Raw genomic sequence first — 18,101 nt, 5'->3', positions numbered from 1 at the left:
TTCAGGGACGTACTGTGATTCACTCTAATAGCCCAGCCTTTTGGCGCGGTACTTTGGCACTTGTTATTGGCTCGTTCATGGTGTTTGCAAATGTCTACGTGACGCAACCGTTATTGCCAATGATCGCTCAGGAATTTTCGATATCCCCTCTTCAAGCCAGTGGCAGCTTTACAATCACGACATTCACGCTGGGCATGTCTTTGCTAATCTACGGTCCCATTTCCGATGCATTAGGGCGAAGGGGCATTATGCTACTCACCTTAATAGGTACAACATTAACCACTTGGTGCTTATCGCTTGTCACCCAATATGAGATGTTGCTTGTTTTACGGGGTATACAAGGGTTCTTTTTAGCTGGACTGCCGGCAATAGCGGTAGCCTATCTTGGAGACGAATATTCTCCAGATGCCCTACTTATTGCAGTAGGACTCTACATCAGTGGCAATACCTTGGGTGGCATTGGAGGACGGTTAATCGGAGGATTTGTCGGAGAATCATTTGGGCCATTCGCCGCCTTTGCTGCGATGGGAATCGTAAGTAGCCTGTGCTTACTTGGCTTCTATTTACTGCTGCCACCTTCTGCCCATTTTCAGCCTAAACCGCTTAATCTTAAAAGCATCCAAAAAACACTCCTAACGCACTTAACCAAAAGACAACTTATTATCAGTTATCTCGTGGGCGGTCTTAGCTTTTTTATTTTTATTAACCAGTACAGCTATGTAACCTTTGTATTGGAAGGTGCTCCTTATAATTTAAGCGCCAAATACGTTGGGCTGCTCTTTCTTACTTATCTATCAGGCACTCTAGGATCCGCAGTATCAGGCAAACTGGCCAAGCGTTTTAATCAACCCAACATCATGATAATTGGAACCTCGGTTTTTATGTGCGGTTCCCTTATTACACTGGGTGATGCTCTGCTCGCAATCATTATCGGATTGCTAGTCAACAGCTTTGGTTTTTTCTTATGTCATTCGACATGCAGCGCTTTCGTAAGTAGAAACGCAGGCCATTCTAAGGCAAGCGCATCTTCGTTGTATTTGGTCTTTTACTACGTCGGAGCAAGTACAGGAGGATTCTACCTTGATCCGTTTTGGCACTATGGCGGCTGGGAAACCGTCATTTTCGGATCGCTGATAATATTAGGCAGTGTATTATTTCTAGAAACACGGCTGCTCAATCACAATGGCAACAGTTTATTGCGTGGTACAGCACGAGAACTTTAGCCGATAGACACTTTAGATTGTAGACACGCTACCGTTTCGAAAAAGAACGTCACACTAGACCCACAATTATCGGACTAGTGTTCTTCAATATCGTTGAATTCAACTCGATTACGGCCATTATTCTTCGCACTGTACAGAGCATTATCGGCTCTTTTATAAAACTCAATAACCGTTTCATTAGGCGCAAGTACTGCAAGCCCAAGGCTGATGGTCTTCACCCCTACAACAGGGATTTCATAGTGTCCGACTTCATCTTTTATCGTATTCGCTAAACCGATCAACTCACTTCGGCTTGTATTAGGGCATAGAATCATAAACTCCTCTCCTCCCCAACGACCGACGATGTCTGTCGATCTAGCGTGTTGCTTTAAGATATCGGCAACGCAGATGATCACATTATCGCCCACACTGTGCCCATAGGTGTCATTAACCGCTTTAAAATGATCGATATCGATCATGATCAAGCCTAACGGTGAACCGAAGCCGCCTGCATAACGGGATTCTTGCTCCATCAGTTCATCTAACCGTTTACGGTTAAGCAGTCCAGTTAAATAATCCTGAGTTACAATCCGTTCAAGCTCTTGCTTGGTTGCATACAACTCATCATACGCACGCTGAGTTTGTTTATTCATTTTGGCCAATTCGCGATATCGAAATACGATAAACAGCGCAAACACCCCAACCACAAAAAGCACCTTCCACAATAAGCTGTAGTCGACTCCCTTATCATAACGAATAGCAACCCTTTGGCTGATTAACGTTTGCAACAACGAAGGATCAATACTTTCTACGTGCTTATTAATAATGCGAATTAATTCTGGAAAATCATTGCGAACACTCAAACCAAGAAAGAAAGTCTCATTTGTCTGGGACGATATTTTAATGCCCACCATTCCATGTTCTTCAACCATTTGGCTGATTGAAGCGGCCGAATCGAGAAAACCATACACCTCACCGGATGTAACCATATTCAGGCCATCTAAGGCACTGTCAACTTCAACAAGGTTAATGCTTGGATACTGAGCACGCAGTGTTTGAATGATGGAATAACTTCGAACAACGGCAAAGGTTTCACCTAAAATATTTTCGAAGTTTTTAACAAAGGGTTGATGTATACGAGTAGCTACAACGACAGGAAAGTTCGCATACGGCGTACTCAAAGTCATAAACTTTTTACGCTCCTCGGTTTGAGCCGCCATTGATAAAACATCACATCGACGCTCTTTGGCAAAATTGATCGATTCTTCCCAACTCTTTGTTGGAACATATTCAAACCGAATTGGGCTTCTATACTCAAACAGCTTAAGAACGTCTTCCGACAACCCATCAGGTTCACCGGCGCTGTTTATGAAATCAAGTGGTTTCCATTTAGGATCGATACAGTATTTGATAGGACCAAAAGCCTGCAAAAATTTTTGCTCTGAGTCCGACAATGCAACATATTTCGGGCCTTCATCACCAAACCATTTCGTTCTCAGTTGGTTCCTTTCTATGACTAAAGAATCAACCGCTTTACGTATTGACGATGCTAATAGAACATTGTCTTTTCTTGTTGCAAATGAATCTCTCGCAACCGGAAAGTTCGTATTGTCCAGTATCGGAATACTGACAATATCAGTGATGAAATTAGTGTCAATTCGGTGCTGAATAACTTGATGATTTGCAACCGCGGCATCGACAATCCCTAGAATCACAGCATCAACAAGCTGTTTACTGTTATCGTATAAACGCAATTTAATCTCAGGATATTGCTCAAGTAGCACCGTATGAGCATCAAAACCGTTAACAACACCAACCACTTTGCCTTTAAGCTTTTCCAGAGAATTCAGCTCTTCTTGGTTGTCTTTATGGATTACGATTGAATGGTAGTGGCTCATATAGGGAGATGAAAACAAAGCAAATTCCTCCCGTTCAGAGGTTCGCTTCATTTGAGCAATAACATCAATTTTGCCCGCTTTAAATTTATCAACCGCCGAGCTCCAGTGTAAACCCTGTGATTGATAATGAAATGAAACACCCAGCCGTTGAGCGACTAAGTTGGCAAAATCAACTGAATACCCAATGAGCTGAGTGCCTTCCCAAAAGGAAAACGGCGAGAAATTTTCTTCCATATAAACCGAAAAGTGTTTATTCCGCGCTAAAAAATCACGTTCCGCTTTCGTTAAATCAAGATCTGCCTCTAGCGCATACGACATCCCTGCAGATAAAAACAACACACCGATCAACCACTTTAAAAATAAAGACTTCTTCACAATTATCTTTTACACACCGTCGGATCAAAATTGAGTTCCATTCAAAAGTTACCTTATAACGAAACACCTGTTAGAATCTAGCATTAATTGTTTTGGCCGCTTTTTTATAGCGATGTATTGGATTCTAAACTATCGGTAGGCATACAAAACAACAAGGACGAATATTCGTGCTCCTCTCAAAATTTCAGTACTAAAATAAAGCAATATAAACCTTCCAATTCAAAATAAGACATAGGGAAATTCGATAATGTTACCTACCAACAGCGTCGCAAAAATTATTTCTATCTGTAGCGTATTTCTCATTGTACCTGTCCACGCATCTACAGACTCTCCGTCTCACGCAGCTCAATATGAACACCGTTTTTTTAAGACTCTTGACACTCTGGAAGAGAACGCCCTTCAAACATCATTCAGCAACGAACTACAAAGTCGAAGAATTGAACATTTGAGCGCCAGTTTACTTGGCGCTTTGTATGAAGATGGAAACTTAGGAGAAGGTTTACAAGGGCGCTATGACAAAGACCCATTAATGCGCTTTGACGCGTTCGATTGCACAACCTACGTTGAAGCCGTCTTAGCTGGCGCCATGTCACAGTCAAAAGCGACGTTTGAGGAAAAGCTCAAGCAACTTCGATACAAAAATGGACAAGTCGAGTTTATTTACCGAAACCATTTCCCAAGCTTAGATTGGATTCCAAACAACCAAGATAAACTCACAGACATTACTCACATAGTTGCCCCCGATGCTGTCCAACTAGCTCAAGCTACGATAGACAAACCCTCTTGGTACAAAAACATGAAAGCAAGCCGTCTAAAATGCGAAGACGAAGATTCGCTTTCTTGTAAGCAACGCCTAACTCAACTGCAAGAAGAAGGACGTCACTTTCAACCCAAGAACAGTACCATTGCATACGTCCCTCTTTCAGCGATCTACAAAAAAGGCGAAGACATAAACGCAACATCAATTAATCAACACATCTTAGACAAAATACCTTCTGGCAGTATTATCAGCATGGTTCGCCCAAACTGGGAAATAAAAAAATGGATTGGTACGAACATGAACGTTTCCCACCAGTCCATTGCGATTCGAAAAGGCGACCGCCTTTATCTTAGACACGCCAGCCAAACGCACAAACACGTGATTGACGAAGACTTCATCACCTACTTCTCAAAGTATGTCGATAACGCCTCTCTCAAAGGGTTTAACGTTCTTATAATGAAAGATCTGTAAACTCGTGGGCGATGGGACAAGGCGGGAGTCAATCAACTCTTAACGTGTATACTCCGTTTAACTTTAGACCATAGCGCCTCGCTCCATGAATCCGTCAAATGGAAAAATCAGATTCGACTAATGCGACTGTATTACTGGATGGCTGTTCCGTATACTTTGATCAGAGTAAAGTTACATGACATTAAGGATAAAAAGGAAGCTAACGCAACATGAAGACTGAGGGTGAAGTAAATTTTCCGAATATGGGTCTAAGCCATGTGGAATTGTATGTTCAAGATATCGCAAAAATGGTGTCTTTCTATACTGAAAATCTAGGCTTTGTCGTAACAGATAAGGGTGAAGGCAGTGCTGGAATGGTGTTCTTAAGCCGTAACCCAGAAGAGCACCATCAAATTGTACTTAACCCAAGAGAATCTCATCGCACTGTTGAAAGCCCGATTGATCACATCTCTTTTCGCGTCGCCTCTACGGTTGAACTAAAGACCTTCTATAAAGCTTTAAGCCGCTCTCCCGATATAAAATTAGATACTGTCTCCCACGGTACAGCATGGTCGATATATTTTCGTGACCCTGAGAATAACCGATTTGAAATTTTTACAGATACACCTTGGCACGTGAATCAACCTTGCAAATTCGCTGTCGATTTTTCTTTATCTGACGAAGCGTTAATCGCATTTACAGAAAATAAAATCAAAGACTTGCCGGAATTTTCCATTGTCGGTGAGTGGAAAAAAGCTCACTCGGAAAGCTTAGAAAGTTAAAGGAGTTAACTTTTTTCATGATATGACCTCCCTGTTTCTGTGAGATGTATTCTCAAGTACTCTTGCACGCCTATTCATTTATTTTTATGTATATAAACGCGGACGAATCTGACCTTAAGACTCACTTAAGGTTCGCGTTTTACACTCCACCTTAATCTAGAAAAGGAGTGATGCTCATGAAAACCATTCGATGTTTATTTGTCTTACTTACTGTACTTGGCCTGTCTCATTCTGCCCTTGCAAAATCCATTGAGATGCAGCTAACCATGGCTAATTACAAGGGGAGCGGCGCGTATGTGGCGGTCTATCTAATGGATACGAATGGTCGTCATGTTCAAACGCTTGCTGTCGAAGGTCGTAAAAAGAAGTATCAAAAGCATTTACGAAATTGGAAACGGGTAAATCGTTCTTTGCGTTTTGATGGTTTAACCGGGGCGAGTTTGCATCGTAACCGCAGTAAAGATTACGTCGTCACGATTGATGACAAATACATAGATTCAAATCACTTTATTCATATCGACACGGCGGTTGAAGATGAACGAGAGATTCCATCTGAAGTTGTGGTTCTGTTGAGTCATGAAGGTGTTAATCAACCTGTATCTGGCAGTGGTTATGTCAAATCTTTTGTTTATCGTTTTTAACGTTTAAAAAAAACCGTTCAACTTGTTAATGCACTGCTCTAGAACCAGTCGGTCTACTCCTTTACGGGCTGGCCAATAGGAGAATTTATGTCTCGATTAATTCATACTTGGTTCGCACTTCCTGCAACCGTCTTTATTATTCTCGTTGCTTTATCTGGTTGTTTTTTATCTTTGGAAACCCTGAACGAAGCAGTATCATCGCCTACGTTAAATACAGGCCAAACGTCATTAGCGACATTGGCAGAGAAGGTAACACGCACTTACCCAAATGCAGAACAACTAACACGAACACAAAACGGGCATTTTTTAGTTTCCTATTCCAATGCTCAGGGATTTCAGGAAGACCAAATTGATCCTGCAACAGGATTAAAAGTAAAAGCCTATCAAAGGTCAGATCTTTATAACTGGATGAAGAACTTTCACCGATCTCTGAAAATGGGTGATGAGGGCAGAATGTTCGTAGCCTTCATTGCTTTTGCTTTGCTTACCTTGAGCGTAAGTGGGCTGTTTTTGATGATTCGACGATTAGGCGGCATTAAGCATTTCTTTAAACTAGCAAAAGGCAACACAAGCGAAAGACTTCATATTGAATTAAGTCGCTTCGCTCTCGTTGGTAGCTTGATATTAACAGTGACCGCCCTACTTCTAAGTGGCACGACTTTTTCTCTTATTCCTGAGGCAAGCACGCCTGACCTTGCGTATCCTGAGCTTTCTTATTCTTCATCTAAAGAGGCACTTTCTGAGTCTGTCATTTTAGACACGTTTGCAAACTCTCGAACTCGTTACACTCATCGACCCCCGCACACTCAATCTCTATCTATCGATCGCTTTACTGCATTGCAAGAGGTTGAAGCAAGCGAACTTGTCAGCCTTGAGTTCCCCTATGCTGATGACCCAAGTTCGGTTTACAGCTTAGAAACGCAGTCTGGTTTAGGTTATATCGATCCAACTACGGGGCTGTGGCTCGATTATCAAGCTCATTCAAACTTCTATCAAATTAGTCAGTTTATTCGAGCGCTTCATACTGGAGAAGGAATGGGCATTTGGACACTTTTCTTAAGCCTCACCAGTCTTATCCTGCCCATTATTGGCGTCAGTGGCATAATAATGTGGGCTCGAAAGCGCATTAACTCAAACGTTTTTGGAGAGAAAAACCGCCTAAATGCGCAAAACGATGCGTCAGCACAAGAAGCGAAGATTATCATTTTAGTCGGTAGCGAAGGCTTGAGTACATGGCGATTTGCGCAGGAGTTTTCACAGGCGCTAATTGGAGCGGGTAACCAAGTGCATCTCAATAAGATGAATCAGGTAGAAAATCAATATGCAAAAGCAACCCACGTATTTTTCATGACCTCTACCTATGGCGAGGGGCAAGCGCCTTCGAGTGCTTCACTCTTTTTGGAGAAAGCCAAACATTTGAGCCTACCGAAAGACTGTCAGGTTAACGTGCTCGGCTTTGGGGATCGTCAATTTACTCAGTTTGTCGGCTTTGCCAAACAAGTCGATGCCTTAGTTATGAAAAAGGAATTTAAGCAAATGTTCCCTCTCACAGCTATTGATAAATTTTGCCAAGCCAGTTTAGAAACTTGGATCGAAAAAGTCTCTACCTGCCTTAATCAAAGTCTGTGTTTGAAACTGGATAAGAAAAAAGTCAGCTCATTTCAGATGCAGCTTTTTGAACAACGTCACTATGGCGACGAAGTAAACGCTCCTGTTCGAGTTCTGCGGTTTAAGGCGATAAGTAACCCAGCAACGCTTCTAAATCCGGCGATTGACGAAGCTGCTATGTTATCTTCTGAGACATCATGGCCGGAATTTGAGGTGGGCGACCTAGTCGGCATCGTGCCTCCCGGATCTAACTTTGCCCGTTATTATTCTTTAGCCAGCAATGATCAGGATGACATGTTGGAAATCTGTGTTCGTAAGCAAGTAGACGGCGAATGTTCAGGCTTTTTACACGCCTTAAAGGAAGGCGATTCGATACAAGCCTTTATCCAAAAGAAAGCGTCTTTTAGACCTGCTCAAGATGCAAGCTCAATCATCATGATTGGAGCGGGTACAGGCATGGCGCCATTGCAGGGCTTCATCAAGCAAAATAAAAAACAGGTGCCGTATTACCTTTATTGGGGCGGGCGACTGCAACATTCAGACTTTATCTATGAGGACAGTTTGAGCCACGCGTTAGCGACATCAAAGTTAAAGCAACTGCGCCTTGCCTTCTCTCGTTCCACCAAACCTCAGTATGTACAAAACCTAATAACAGACGATGCAAAAGAAATATTGAAGCGTATTTTAGATGGCGCACAAATCATGGTTTGCGGGAGCAGGCTAATGGCAGACGGCGTACGAGCGTCATTAGATAACATTCTTAAACAAGAACAGTTGTCTGTTTCGGATTTAGAAAAAGCAGGACGCTATATTCAGGATGTGTACTAACAATAGAGAATAACTAAATAGGAGCCTCTATGGTTTGGGAGTTTAGAGGCAGGATGAAAACAAGCATAGCAACTTCAGGAGTGCATCTTCTACTCCTTCCTTGCTGTGCCGCACTTATTATCTAAATTTATGACTTTATTCCATTAAATAGCTTTGTTAGCATCCCATTACGCTTGTGCGCACGGATGCGAGCATGATTACTAAGGATGGAACATGATCTCTGTTATATCTCCCAAATTTGGGTGGAAAGTGTTGCTTTTCATTCAGATTGCGATCGTTTGTAATGCGGTTTGGACAGTACTTGTCACGCCTAATGACGTTACGCCAAGTCGCATTATTATTGGCAATACTTTTTTTGATTATTCCCTTTTCAATTATATAAGCAGCATTCTACTTCCGGGAGCCTTATATGGTTTATATCTTTACGCATTTAATAGACCTCTTCCGAAATTCATTCAGTCTAAGGCTCTTTTTCGAGCATTAGGGATAGTCTTGCTGTTTAGCAACCTATGTATTGTTTGGACAAGTATAATTCAACGACATGCGAGTCAATTGGATGGAGAAACATACACGATTCTGTGTGTATTGTTCAGCTTTCCAAGTGTATATGCATTGTGGCGTTTATCGTCTACTCACGATTCGACAATTGAAGAGTTTAGGCTAGCGCACTTTATCGAATTGTGGGGAATGACGACCTTTCTTTTTCTACAACTTACTAGCATCTTCTGCCTCATGTTTGTCTCCAAGTTACTGTTAATGGAGATTCCACATGGCGTAATCCTTACAAATGGGGTGCTCTTTCTCGTCTATTTAGCTTGTCTCTTGTATCGGTATTTTTGTAAGAGATTCATATCAATTAGCAATCGACTAACAGATTTAATTCTGATCAGTTTATTGCTGTCAAAAGGTGTCGGGTTGGTATTTGAATTTAGTGCAGGAGGGTATCTGATCAGGGAGACGCTGTTTTTATGTTTCATCTATCTCATTCCAGCACTTATGCTCTCGTTTCGGATATCTCTATTCCGAGGCTAAGGAACTAAATTATAAAGGATTATATATGGAAAATATTAACAGGTTGTTTTCGACAGCCACGTTTTTATATGGCATTCACAAAGACAAATCGGTTGCAGAAGATACGTACCGGAAATTATATCCTGTATTAGTATCTACCATCCGTAGGCAAGGGAGAGATTCACAGCAAGCAAAAGATCTTTTATCTTTGATGGGAAGCCTACCTTCGTATGGTGTACAGAGGCGGAATTTTAAACGGCGCTACATAGACAATGTGTCAGGATGGAAAAAGCTTCCGGAAGACCCCAAAAATTTCCCCTACGGTTATTGGTATTAAAGGCATTTAGAGGAATTTAGGACCAGATGAAGAATAACGTCTAATTTTTCATCTGATCCAATTAGGCTCAGTAACCGAGTAGTATGAACAATCCTCCCCTAATTCAAATTCGCCACGTAAATCTGCTTCAACGGCAGCAAAGCACGGTATTTATGCGATAGTTTGGGGTAATGCTCCAACACCAAATCCACCAGTTCATCACCATCAATAAGCCGCAGTTTTGCTTTATTACGCTCTAATAATCGAGCTGGCCGTGAATAAGACCCAAGGTTAACAAACAGGCCGTATTCCCCTTCCCCCAAAGCCCCAAGTAATTGATTCGCGTCAGGTTCGCCGTTTTGTCCAGTGGACTTCTTGCATTGCACCTTGATGATAGGTGGTTCAAAACCGAGTTCGTCCTTGTGGGCGATCACATCGACCCCGCCGTCTCCCGATTTAGACGACACGCGCGCCTTATAGCCCATGCATTCGAGAATATGAGCCACGAAATATTCGAATTCATAGCCGGTTAATTTGCTGTGCAATTGCTTAATAATGAAATCTTCGGTGGTTTGTACCGCTTGCTGGGAAATGCTTTCTGTGGCGAGGTCGTCGTCACTGGTGACATCACTGGCATCGTCATCGACGTCATCAGGGTTTGCAATGGTTTCTAACGGGGTCGCTAAGTTGACCTTGTTTAAGAATTCCGCCGCATGGCGTTTTATCGAAAAGAGCGTAATAAACGCGCCGATTTCATAGAGTGCCGATTGACTAAAGTCACTGCGTGGAAAACTGCCCAGCCATTCGATACGGCGTTGATTAGGGTAGCCGTATTGGTCATTTACCACGTAGCCATAGTCACTGATGACACGACCGATATTCACCATTCGATCCATCTTAGAAGGGTAAACCACAATATCGTTACGCTGAATGCTATTCACAAACCGAAACAACACACCGGCGTTGCCCGCGATTGCGCCTTTTTTGATGTCGGGATAGGTGTCCTGCAAGGCGTCTTTTAATTGTTCGCGGGAACCCGCGTAGTGCTTCAAATCCCCCAGCTTGTCCCAGCCAATCGCAACGTAGTGGTTATCCAGAGGGGAAGAACCCACCTCCTCACTCATGTGAATGCCCCATACTTTCATTGTGTTGTCCTTACTTTTCCTTGGCGATTACAGTGTGTCGCCCCGTGTTTTCAATAACACGGAGACGAGGTATTTTTATCGGTTACAACGCCGGCGCCACCAGTGTATCGGCGAGGTGACATTGTGTTTGTTCTTGTTTCCACGCGGAGCGTGCGAACAAATTAAAATGATATGTTTATTAAACCAATAGAAGTATAACTAATTCAAAGCGTTCTCATTATTGCTCGGTTTAGGAGAACACTTTACATCACGATATTTGATTTCATTTTCATCATCAGGACTGTATTTTATAACTTTATCCGAGTCATAAAAATAAATTTTATCGTCAGAAAGCAATCCTTCGCAGCTATTTTTATTTTCCTTTAGAAAAATCTCAGACATTAACTGATCAAATAGATCTCTAGGAACTTCGACATACTTCAAGGCACTAATTAGAGGAATACCTAATGTCAAAATATAGAAAAATAATATTAAAATACCTTTGGTACCATATAAGTTACTTATATACCTTTCCATTTTATCTTTTTTCAAAAAAGAAATTTTTAAAAAAAAATGATAAATAAAAAAATAAAAAGTGAATGACATTATAAAATACATATAAACCAAAGAAAAAACCAAAACAGAAGTGATAAAAATTGAAAGTGCATTCATTAAAAAAAGTAAATTTTCTACTTTTTCTGGTGAGACATCAGAAAAAGTAGAAAAAATAATTGATGTGAAATAAGGCGCCAAAAATGTACTGACCAATAAAATAGGAATAAGAACTAAATATACAGATTTAACTTTTTCATAACCAAATTCCAATAAAAATATTAGAAAAGACAATAGAATTAAAAATGACATTGAAACATAATCAAAAACTGATATTTTTTCATAATAAATCCCTTTATAATGAAAAAACAAAAAAGAAAAAGAAATTAAGTAAAGGAATGTAGGAAAGCTCCATTTTATGGGAAGCACAATAGGGTAATTAAAAATTTTATAAAAAAAGCTAACTCTTTTAAAATCGTTATTTTTTTCTCTTACCCCTCTTGACTTCGTCCGTATCAATAAAAACAAGATCCAAAACATAACGAACATTAATATATATAAAAACATGCTCAAAGCAATAATAGAAAGGGAGGTAAACATTAAGAAATTAAAAATAACTTTTCTAACTGTAAACGTAATTACTATAGGTTCTAATTTATCTGAATTGATTTTTAAAAAAACAAGAAGTGCAGAAAGAAAAGAAAAAATTATCAATGAAATTTGATAAAGCAAAATTAACCCTCCTTGGTTATAACGCCTGCGCCACCAGTGTATCGGCGAGGTGGAGTTGTGTTTGTTTAATAGAGGTTAACTGGGCCTTGAGCTGGTCGCAAAGCGCCATGAGTTCATCGACTTTGGCAACGATACGGTACTGTTCTTCGAGTGGAGGAAGCGAATGAATATAGTTATTAAGTTTTGCACCTACAAAATGCTTAATAGTAGCGCCCGTAAAGTAATTATCGAGCACTCCGGTCTTAGCATCAACAGTTAAACATAACTGAAGGTATTTACTTTGAACTCCAGCTAAAGGCCTTGCCCGATGCAGAGCTTTTTGAAAGTACATTTCTAATTCTGCCTCAATCCAGATAGCGCATCGACCTGGCTCTCCTCCTTCGCATATAAGTAAATCGCCAGGTAATATACGAAACTCTTGCAATTCCGATTCCTCCAATTTCATTAACTTAATATCATCAAGAATAAATCGATCCCATTGGACATTCGTATTTCTTAAATATGGCAAGAGGCTTCCTGTATTTTTTGCCTTATCAAGCATCTTACCAAGACGACATATAACGACATTTCCAAACCTTACCCACTCCCACCCCGTCGGCAGTTCAAAGGGCTTTTCGTCGTCGTTAATCGGTGGCAATGGTTTTTGTTTTTTGATTTTTTTGTCTTTAATGAGCTGAGCTTTTTCGGCGGCAATACGTTCTAACAAAACAGACGCAGGTTCGTCATTCGGATCTTGTGACACAAGCTTGCCCATGACCGCCAGTTGCAGGATGCTTTGTTTTAGCTGGTCGATGCTGTCTTCGGTGACGAATAACGTATCGAAGTGGGCGCTAAGGCGCGTCCAGTTTTCCGTCAGCTCGTCGGCATTCTGGCTATTGACCAAGGTATCGAGCAATACCGTAACAAGGGTTTGGTGGGCATCTAGGCTGGATTCGGTTTGCGCTTCGAGTTCATCGCACAAGGCCATCAATTCATCGACTTTCGCCACAATGCGATGTTGTTCTTGAAGTGGTGGCAATACAACAGGTATAGACTCCCACTTTCCTTTATTTATTATGGCGATTGTAGTGCTGGCAGAAAGACTCCATGATAAATTTTGGAAGTAAGAAGCAGAAAGCGCTTTAATTAAAAAATCAGTAATTTCCAAATATGGTGTTATTGAATTGATTTGCTGATTAAACGCACATTTGCGATCGATATAAGCACACTTACCAATTGTACCAATACACACCATTAAGATAGAGCCCTTTGGTGCACTTCGTCCTAAAGACTCTTCTCCAATTAAAGACAACCCCTCATTAGAGTAATCAACTTTCCTTTCTAATATATCTCCAGGTTTTATAAAAGGTATATGTGCTCCAAAATACTCAGTCTTATTTTTGTTTGGAGTTCCTCCCGTTTGTGTATAACCCAATTCTCCAAGGCGATCCCATTCCCACCCTTGCGGCAGTTCAAACGGCTTTTCGGCGTCGCGGATCTCTGGCAGTGTTTTCGGCTTTTTGATTTTGCCGTCTTTGACAAGTTGGCCTTTCTCTTGGGCGATGCGCTCTAGCAAAACAGACGCTGGTTCGTCGCTCGGGTCTTGGGGGACGAGTTTGCCGCGTACCGCCAGTTCCAGTATGAGTTCACGCAGTTTTTTGATGCCGTAGAGGTCGATTTTTTTGCTGCTACCACGACCAGAGCTGGATTTGCGTTTAATGGCGCTAGTCCAGATGTCCATATGTTCGGTGATCAGGTTTTCTACCCTAGTATGGCTCGCGCCTGTTTGCTTAGAATCCACCGACATTAGTTTTCTCCACCCGCAGAAGAGGTTAATGCTGCGCCGAGTATGTCTTTTAGCTGGTTGCGTAACGCGGCGATGCTGTCTTGCTGCGCTTGGTAGCTGGCAAGCAGCTCTTCAGGGTCGTGAACTTCCTGCTCTTCTTGGTAGGGGTTTTTAATGTCTAGGTTAAAATTACGGCTGATGATCTCATCAATAGAAACTTTCCACGCTTGTTCAGTTTCGACGCGGCTGGCAAAGCCGTCTTCTTCCTTACCCCACCAGTCGATTTCGGTTTGAAATTCTGCAAACTTCATCGGTTTGGTTTTGTTGTAGTTTTTAACGCCGGCTGGGTACGGGTGTTCGTAATACCAGATGTCTTTGGTAGGCTGACCCTTGGTGAAGAACAATATATTGGTTTTAATACCGGTGTAGGGGTTAAACACGCCATTGGGCAGGCGCACTATGGAGTGTAGGTTGCATTCTTCGGTGAGCATTTTTTTGATCTTGGTTTTCACCCCTTCTCCAAATAAGGTGCCGTCTGGCAACACCACAGCGGCGCGGCCATCGCGCTTGAGCACTTCTATAATCAACTGTAAAAACAAATCAGCGGTTTCGCGGGTTTGCATGTCACTGGGGAAGTTTTTCTCTATGCCGTCTTCTTCTGTGCCGCCAAAAGGCGGATTGGTGACGATCACATCCACCTGATCGTCCCAGCTAGACAGGGGCTTATTCAGCGTATTGCCGTGTTTGATTTGTACGGGGACTTCAATGCCGTGCAGCATCATGTTGGTGGTACAAAGTAGGTGCGGCAGTTGTTTTTTCTCTACCCCAAGAATTTGCTGTTGCAGGGTTTGGTGATCGCTGCCCGATTTTACATAGTTGGCTTTAACATGGTCGAAGGCGCAAGCCAAAAAACCACCGGTGCCACACGCCGGATCCATGATGGTTTCGCCCAGTTTGGGGTCAGTGACGGCAACAATAAATTTGGTAATGGCACGAGGCGTATAAAATTCGCCAGCGTTGCCTGCGCTTTGTAGGTCTTTGAGGATTTGTTCGTACAGGTCACCAAATAGGTGACGCTCTTTCGAGTCGGTAAAGTCTATTTCGTTGAGCTTGTTGATCACTTGGCGTAATAATGTGCCGTTTTTCATGTAGTTGAAGGCGTCACTAAACGCGGCTTTTACCACATGGCCTCGAGGGTTTTTATCGATTGGAGCAATCAAGTTTTTCAGGTCTGGGAATAGGTCATGGTTAACAAATTCAAGCAGTTCGTCGCCTGTCATGCCTTCGTTATCGGCCGCCCAGTTGCGCCAAAGGTATTCGCTTGGAATCGGTTCCCGATAGTCGTCTAGTTCCAGTTCGAGTTGTTCTTCTTGGGCATCAAACACTTTTAAGAACAGCAACCAAGACATTTGACCAAGGCGTTGTGCGTCGCCGTCTACTCCGGCATCTTTACGCATAATATCTTGGATGGATTTAATCGCTGAACTGATCGACATAGTGCTCTCTTTTGGTTAATTCGGTTTGCTAAATTGATATTTAATTAGGTGATGTGCTGTTAAGCTTAAGCAGATTTAGGCGGAGTCATTTGGTAAATTTCGGCTTCCAATTCATTGATGGCTTGGTTGTACTGAGGTTTGCCACCAAAGCCTTTTTTAATAATCTCACTCAAGCTGCCAATTTCATTAAATGGCTGTACTTTCAGTACTTGCATGGATTCGATTTCCTGCACACCCGCATCTGCGTATTTATCTAACAGGTTATTTAATACTTGTTGGGCGGTTTCGCTGTATTTGGTGAAGTAATTGCGCTTTTTCACATTTTGCGCCCGCTCTTTTCGGGTTAAAGGCGGCATATCATAAACCACATGGCAGATCATATCGAATGGATCTAGCCCTTGGCCTACTTCCTCTTCCAGTGCTTGCCAGATAATGCCCTGCTCGGCCATTTCATCCAGAATAACCTGTTTACGGTCTGCACTTTGCCACTTTTTAATAAAGTCATCGAGGGAAGAGAATTGCTTGGCCATGGTTTTACGGGTGTAGTCTTTGAAAGATTCCGTTACCAGTTTGCCATCGGTATCATAATACTGAATACGTTCGGCTAGAGTTTTTACCGCTACGCCCTTCACATAGAACTTACGAACTTTTTCCTCGTCGTTCCAGTCTCCATTCATGTCTGCGTTCATGCCGCTTTGATTGCTGGTTCCATTGACGTTGTTTGTATCGTACGGCGCTTCTGGCTCTTGAATGGTGTTTGGATCTATATTTGCTTCAGCAAAAGGGTCAGCACTGTCTATATTATCCGTACCGTCGATAATATTATCTAGACCTTCTTCCGTTTCAAAGTCTTCGGGTTGGGTGGTTTTTACTTGCTCTGGTTCACCATCAAAGCGTTCGTCGGCAAACAATTCGGTGGCTTTTTTAAAGTCTAAAATAGTGAACCAGAGTTTGCCGTATCGTTCCTCTATACGAGTGCCACGGCCAATAATTTGCTTAAATTTGGTCATGGATTGAATGCCTTGATCCAATACCACCAGCTTGCAGGTTTTCGCATCGACCCCTGTGGTCATCAGTTCCGATGTGGTGGCAATGACTGGGTAAGGCTTTTTCGGATTGATAAAATTGTCTAGCTGATCTTTGCCTAAATCGTCATCTCCGGTGATTTTCATCACATATTTGTCATTCTTTTTCACTTGCTCGGAATTCAGATTAACTAAAGCGCTGCGCATGCGTTCGGCGTGGTCAATGTCGTTACAAAAGACGATGGTTTTCGCCATGGGGTCGGTGCGCTCTAGGTAATTGGTAATGGTTTGCGCAACCAATTGGGTACGCTCATCAATGACGAGAGTTCGATCCATGTCTTTTTGGTTATATATGCGATCTTCGACCAGATTGCCTTTTTTGTCGGTTTGTCCCTTGGTTGGTCGCCAGCCTTGCACGTCTACATCTATGTCTACACGCACGACTTTATAAGGCGCTAGAAAACCGTCTTCTATACCTTGCTTTAGGGAATAGGTATAAAGAGGATCTCCAAAGTATTCGATGTTAGAGACTTCTTCAGTTTCTTTCGGCGTGGCGGTTAACCCTATTTGAGAGGCAGAACTGAAATATTCCAATATCTCGCGCCATGCGCTGTCTTCTGAAGCACTGCCTCGGTGACACTCGTCTATCACAATCAGATCAAAGAAATTAGGATCCACTTGTTTATAGGCTTTTTGCTCTTCTTCTGGGCCGGTAAGTGCTTGATAAAGGGCGAGATGAATTTCAAAGGCGGGATCCACGGTACGACCTGTTATTTTGGTCATCGCCGTATCAAAAGGCTGAAAATCATTGATACGAGTTTGGTCCACTAAGATGTTTCTATCCGCTAGAAATAGAATGCGCTTTTTCGCTCGGGCTTTCCATAAGCGCCAAATGATTTGAAAGGCCGTGTAGGTTTTGCCTGTTCCCGTAGCCATGACCAATAATATGCGATCTTGCCCAGCGGCAATGGCTTCGACGGTTTTATTAATCGCTTGCAACTGATAATAACGTGGCGATTTACCTGTACCATCGTCGTGATAGTCTTGTGTGATAGTGGGTAGATATTCGCTTTTGAAGCCTTTCCAAACACAGTATTTGTGCCAAAGTTGTTGCGGTGTTGGGAAGTCTTCTAAACGAATTTCGGTTTCAAGTTGGGTAGGATTGGTTTTGTCGTGAAAGATAAAACCGTCGCCATTGGTGGCAAAAACAAAAGGGACGTCTAATAAGTGAGCGTAATCCAACGCTTGTTGCATGCCTTTTCCCATATCATGCTTATTCGCTTTGGCCTCTATCACGGCTAACGGCATACTCGGCTTATGATATAAAACAATATCAGCAGACTTTACTTTTTGACGTGCTGCCATTTGTCCACGGACAATGACTTTGCCATCACGGAGCTTCACTTCCTGACGAATTTGCGTCATATCATCCCAACCAACCTTCTGTATGGCTGGCAGAACAAATTTCGTAATGATGTCGGTTTCTGTTAACTTCGCTTTATTAATGCCTGAGGTCATCTCGTCAATCCATTACAA

13 protein-coding genes are annotated in these 18,101 nt (G+C 42.2%); 7 read left to right on the top strand and 6 right to left on the bottom strand.

Translation table 11 applies throughout. From position 1 onward, the window contains the following. The first annotated feature begins 14 nt into the window (after positions 1-14). Positions 15-1,223 carry an MFS transporter gene (locus DFP79_RS02830; RefSeq protein WP_133502440.1) on the top strand — a complete coding sequence of 403 codons (1,209 nt, stop codon included), beginning with the start codon at positions 15-17 and terminating at the stop codon, positions 1,221-1,223. Between the two features lie 74 nt (positions 1,224-1,297). Here the strand turns inward: DFP79_RS02830 and DFP79_RS02825 are convergent, their stop codons facing one another. Then, the gene (locus DFP79_RS02825; RefSeq protein WP_133502439.1) at positions 1,298-3,475 is read right to left on the bottom strand and encodes a transporter substrate-binding domain-containing diguanylate cyclase; all 2,178 of its coding nucleotides are present in this window, start codon (positions 3,473-3,475) and stop codon (positions 1,298-1,300) included. A gap of 247 nt (positions 3,476-3,722) precedes the next feature. On the opposite strand from DFP79_RS02825, the gene DFP79_RS02820 reads away from it, so the two are divergent. The 6 genes from DFP79_RS02820 to DFP79_RS02795 all read left to right on the top strand — a co-directional run bounded on the left by DFP79_RS02820 (position 3,723) and on the right by DFP79_RS02795 (position 9,892). Next, a complete protein-coding gene (locus DFP79_RS02820; protein ID WP_133502438.1) occupies positions 3,723-4,706 on the top strand; it encodes an N-acetylmuramoyl-L-alanine amidase-like domain-containing protein in 984 nt (327 codons plus the stop codon). Positions 4,707-4,915: 209 nt separating this feature from the next. After that, a complete protein-coding gene (locus DFP79_RS02815; protein ID WP_133502437.1) occupies positions 4,916-5,467 on the top strand; it encodes a VOC family protein in 552 nt (183 codons plus the stop codon). 176 nt (positions 5,468-5,643) lie between these two features. Next, positions 5,644-6,108, top strand: coding sequence for a DUF2271 domain-containing protein (locus DFP79_RS02810; RefSeq protein ID WP_166637625.1), 465 nt, complete (start codon positions 5,644-5,646; stop codon positions 6,106-6,108). 87 nt (positions 6,109-6,195) lie between these two features. Further along, positions 6,196-8,544, top strand: coding sequence for a PepSY domain-containing protein (locus DFP79_RS02805; RefSeq protein WP_133502435.1), 2,349 nt, complete (start codon positions 6,196-6,198; stop codon positions 8,542-8,544). 213 nt (positions 8,545-8,757) lie between these two features. Next, positions 8,758-9,576 carry a hypothetical protein gene (locus DFP79_RS02800; protein WP_133502434.1) on the top strand — a complete coding sequence of 273 codons (819 nt, stop codon included), beginning with the start codon at positions 8,758-8,760 and terminating at the stop codon, positions 9,574-9,576. Between the two features lie 25 nt (positions 9,577-9,601). Beyond that, positions 9,602-9,892, top strand: a complete 291-nt coding sequence (locus DFP79_RS02795) for a hypothetical protein (protein ID WP_133502433.1) — start codon at positions 9,602-9,604, stop codon at positions 9,890-9,892. Positions 9,893-9,990: 98 nt separating this feature from the next. Here the strand turns inward: DFP79_RS02795 and DFP79_RS02790 are convergent, their stop codons facing one another. The 5 genes from DFP79_RS02790 to hsdR form a co-directional block, all read right to left on the bottom strand. Next, positions 9,991-10,983, bottom strand: coding sequence for a restriction endonuclease (locus DFP79_RS02790; RefSeq protein WP_208111384.1), 993 nt, complete (start codon positions 10,981-10,983; stop codon positions 9,991-9,993). A 231-nt stretch (positions 10,984-11,214) separates the two neighbouring features. After that, positions 11,215-12,279 (bottom strand): hypothetical protein, encoded by a 1,065-nt coding sequence (locus DFP79_RS02785; RefSeq protein WP_133502432.1) that lies wholly within the window; start codon positions 12,277-12,279, stop codon positions 11,215-11,217. A 16-nt stretch (positions 12,280-12,295) separates the two neighbouring features. After that, positions 12,296-14,065 (bottom strand): restriction endonuclease subunit S, encoded by a 1,770-nt coding sequence (locus DFP79_RS02780; protein WP_133502431.1) that lies wholly within the window; start codon positions 14,063-14,065, stop codon positions 12,296-12,298. Continuing rightward, positions 14,065-15,540, bottom strand: a complete 1,476-nt coding sequence (locus tag DFP79_RS02775; RefSeq protein ID WP_133502430.1) for a type I restriction-modification system subunit M — start codon at positions 15,538-15,540, stop codon at positions 14,065-14,067. The genes DFP79_RS02780 and DFP79_RS02775 overlap by 1 nt, the downstream gene beginning before the upstream one ends. 65 nt (positions 15,541-15,605) lie before the next feature. Further along, the gene (hsdR, locus tag DFP79_RS02770) at positions 15,606-18,083 is read right to left on the bottom strand and encodes an EcoAI/FtnUII family type I restriction enzme subunit R (protein ID WP_133502429.1); all 2,478 of its coding nucleotides are present in this window, start codon (positions 18,081-18,083) and stop codon (positions 15,606-15,608) included. Between the last annotated feature and the right edge of the window lie 18 nt (positions 18,084-18,101).

Origin of the sequence: Marinomonas balearica (assembly GCF_004362145.1) — a bacterium.
GTDB classification, from domain to species: domain Bacteria; phylum Pseudomonadota; class Gammaproteobacteria; order Pseudomonadales; family Marinomonadaceae; genus Marinomonas; species Marinomonas balearica.
Note: the sequence above shows the minus strand (reverse complement) of the source record. Positions and strands in the feature narration are given on the sequence as shown.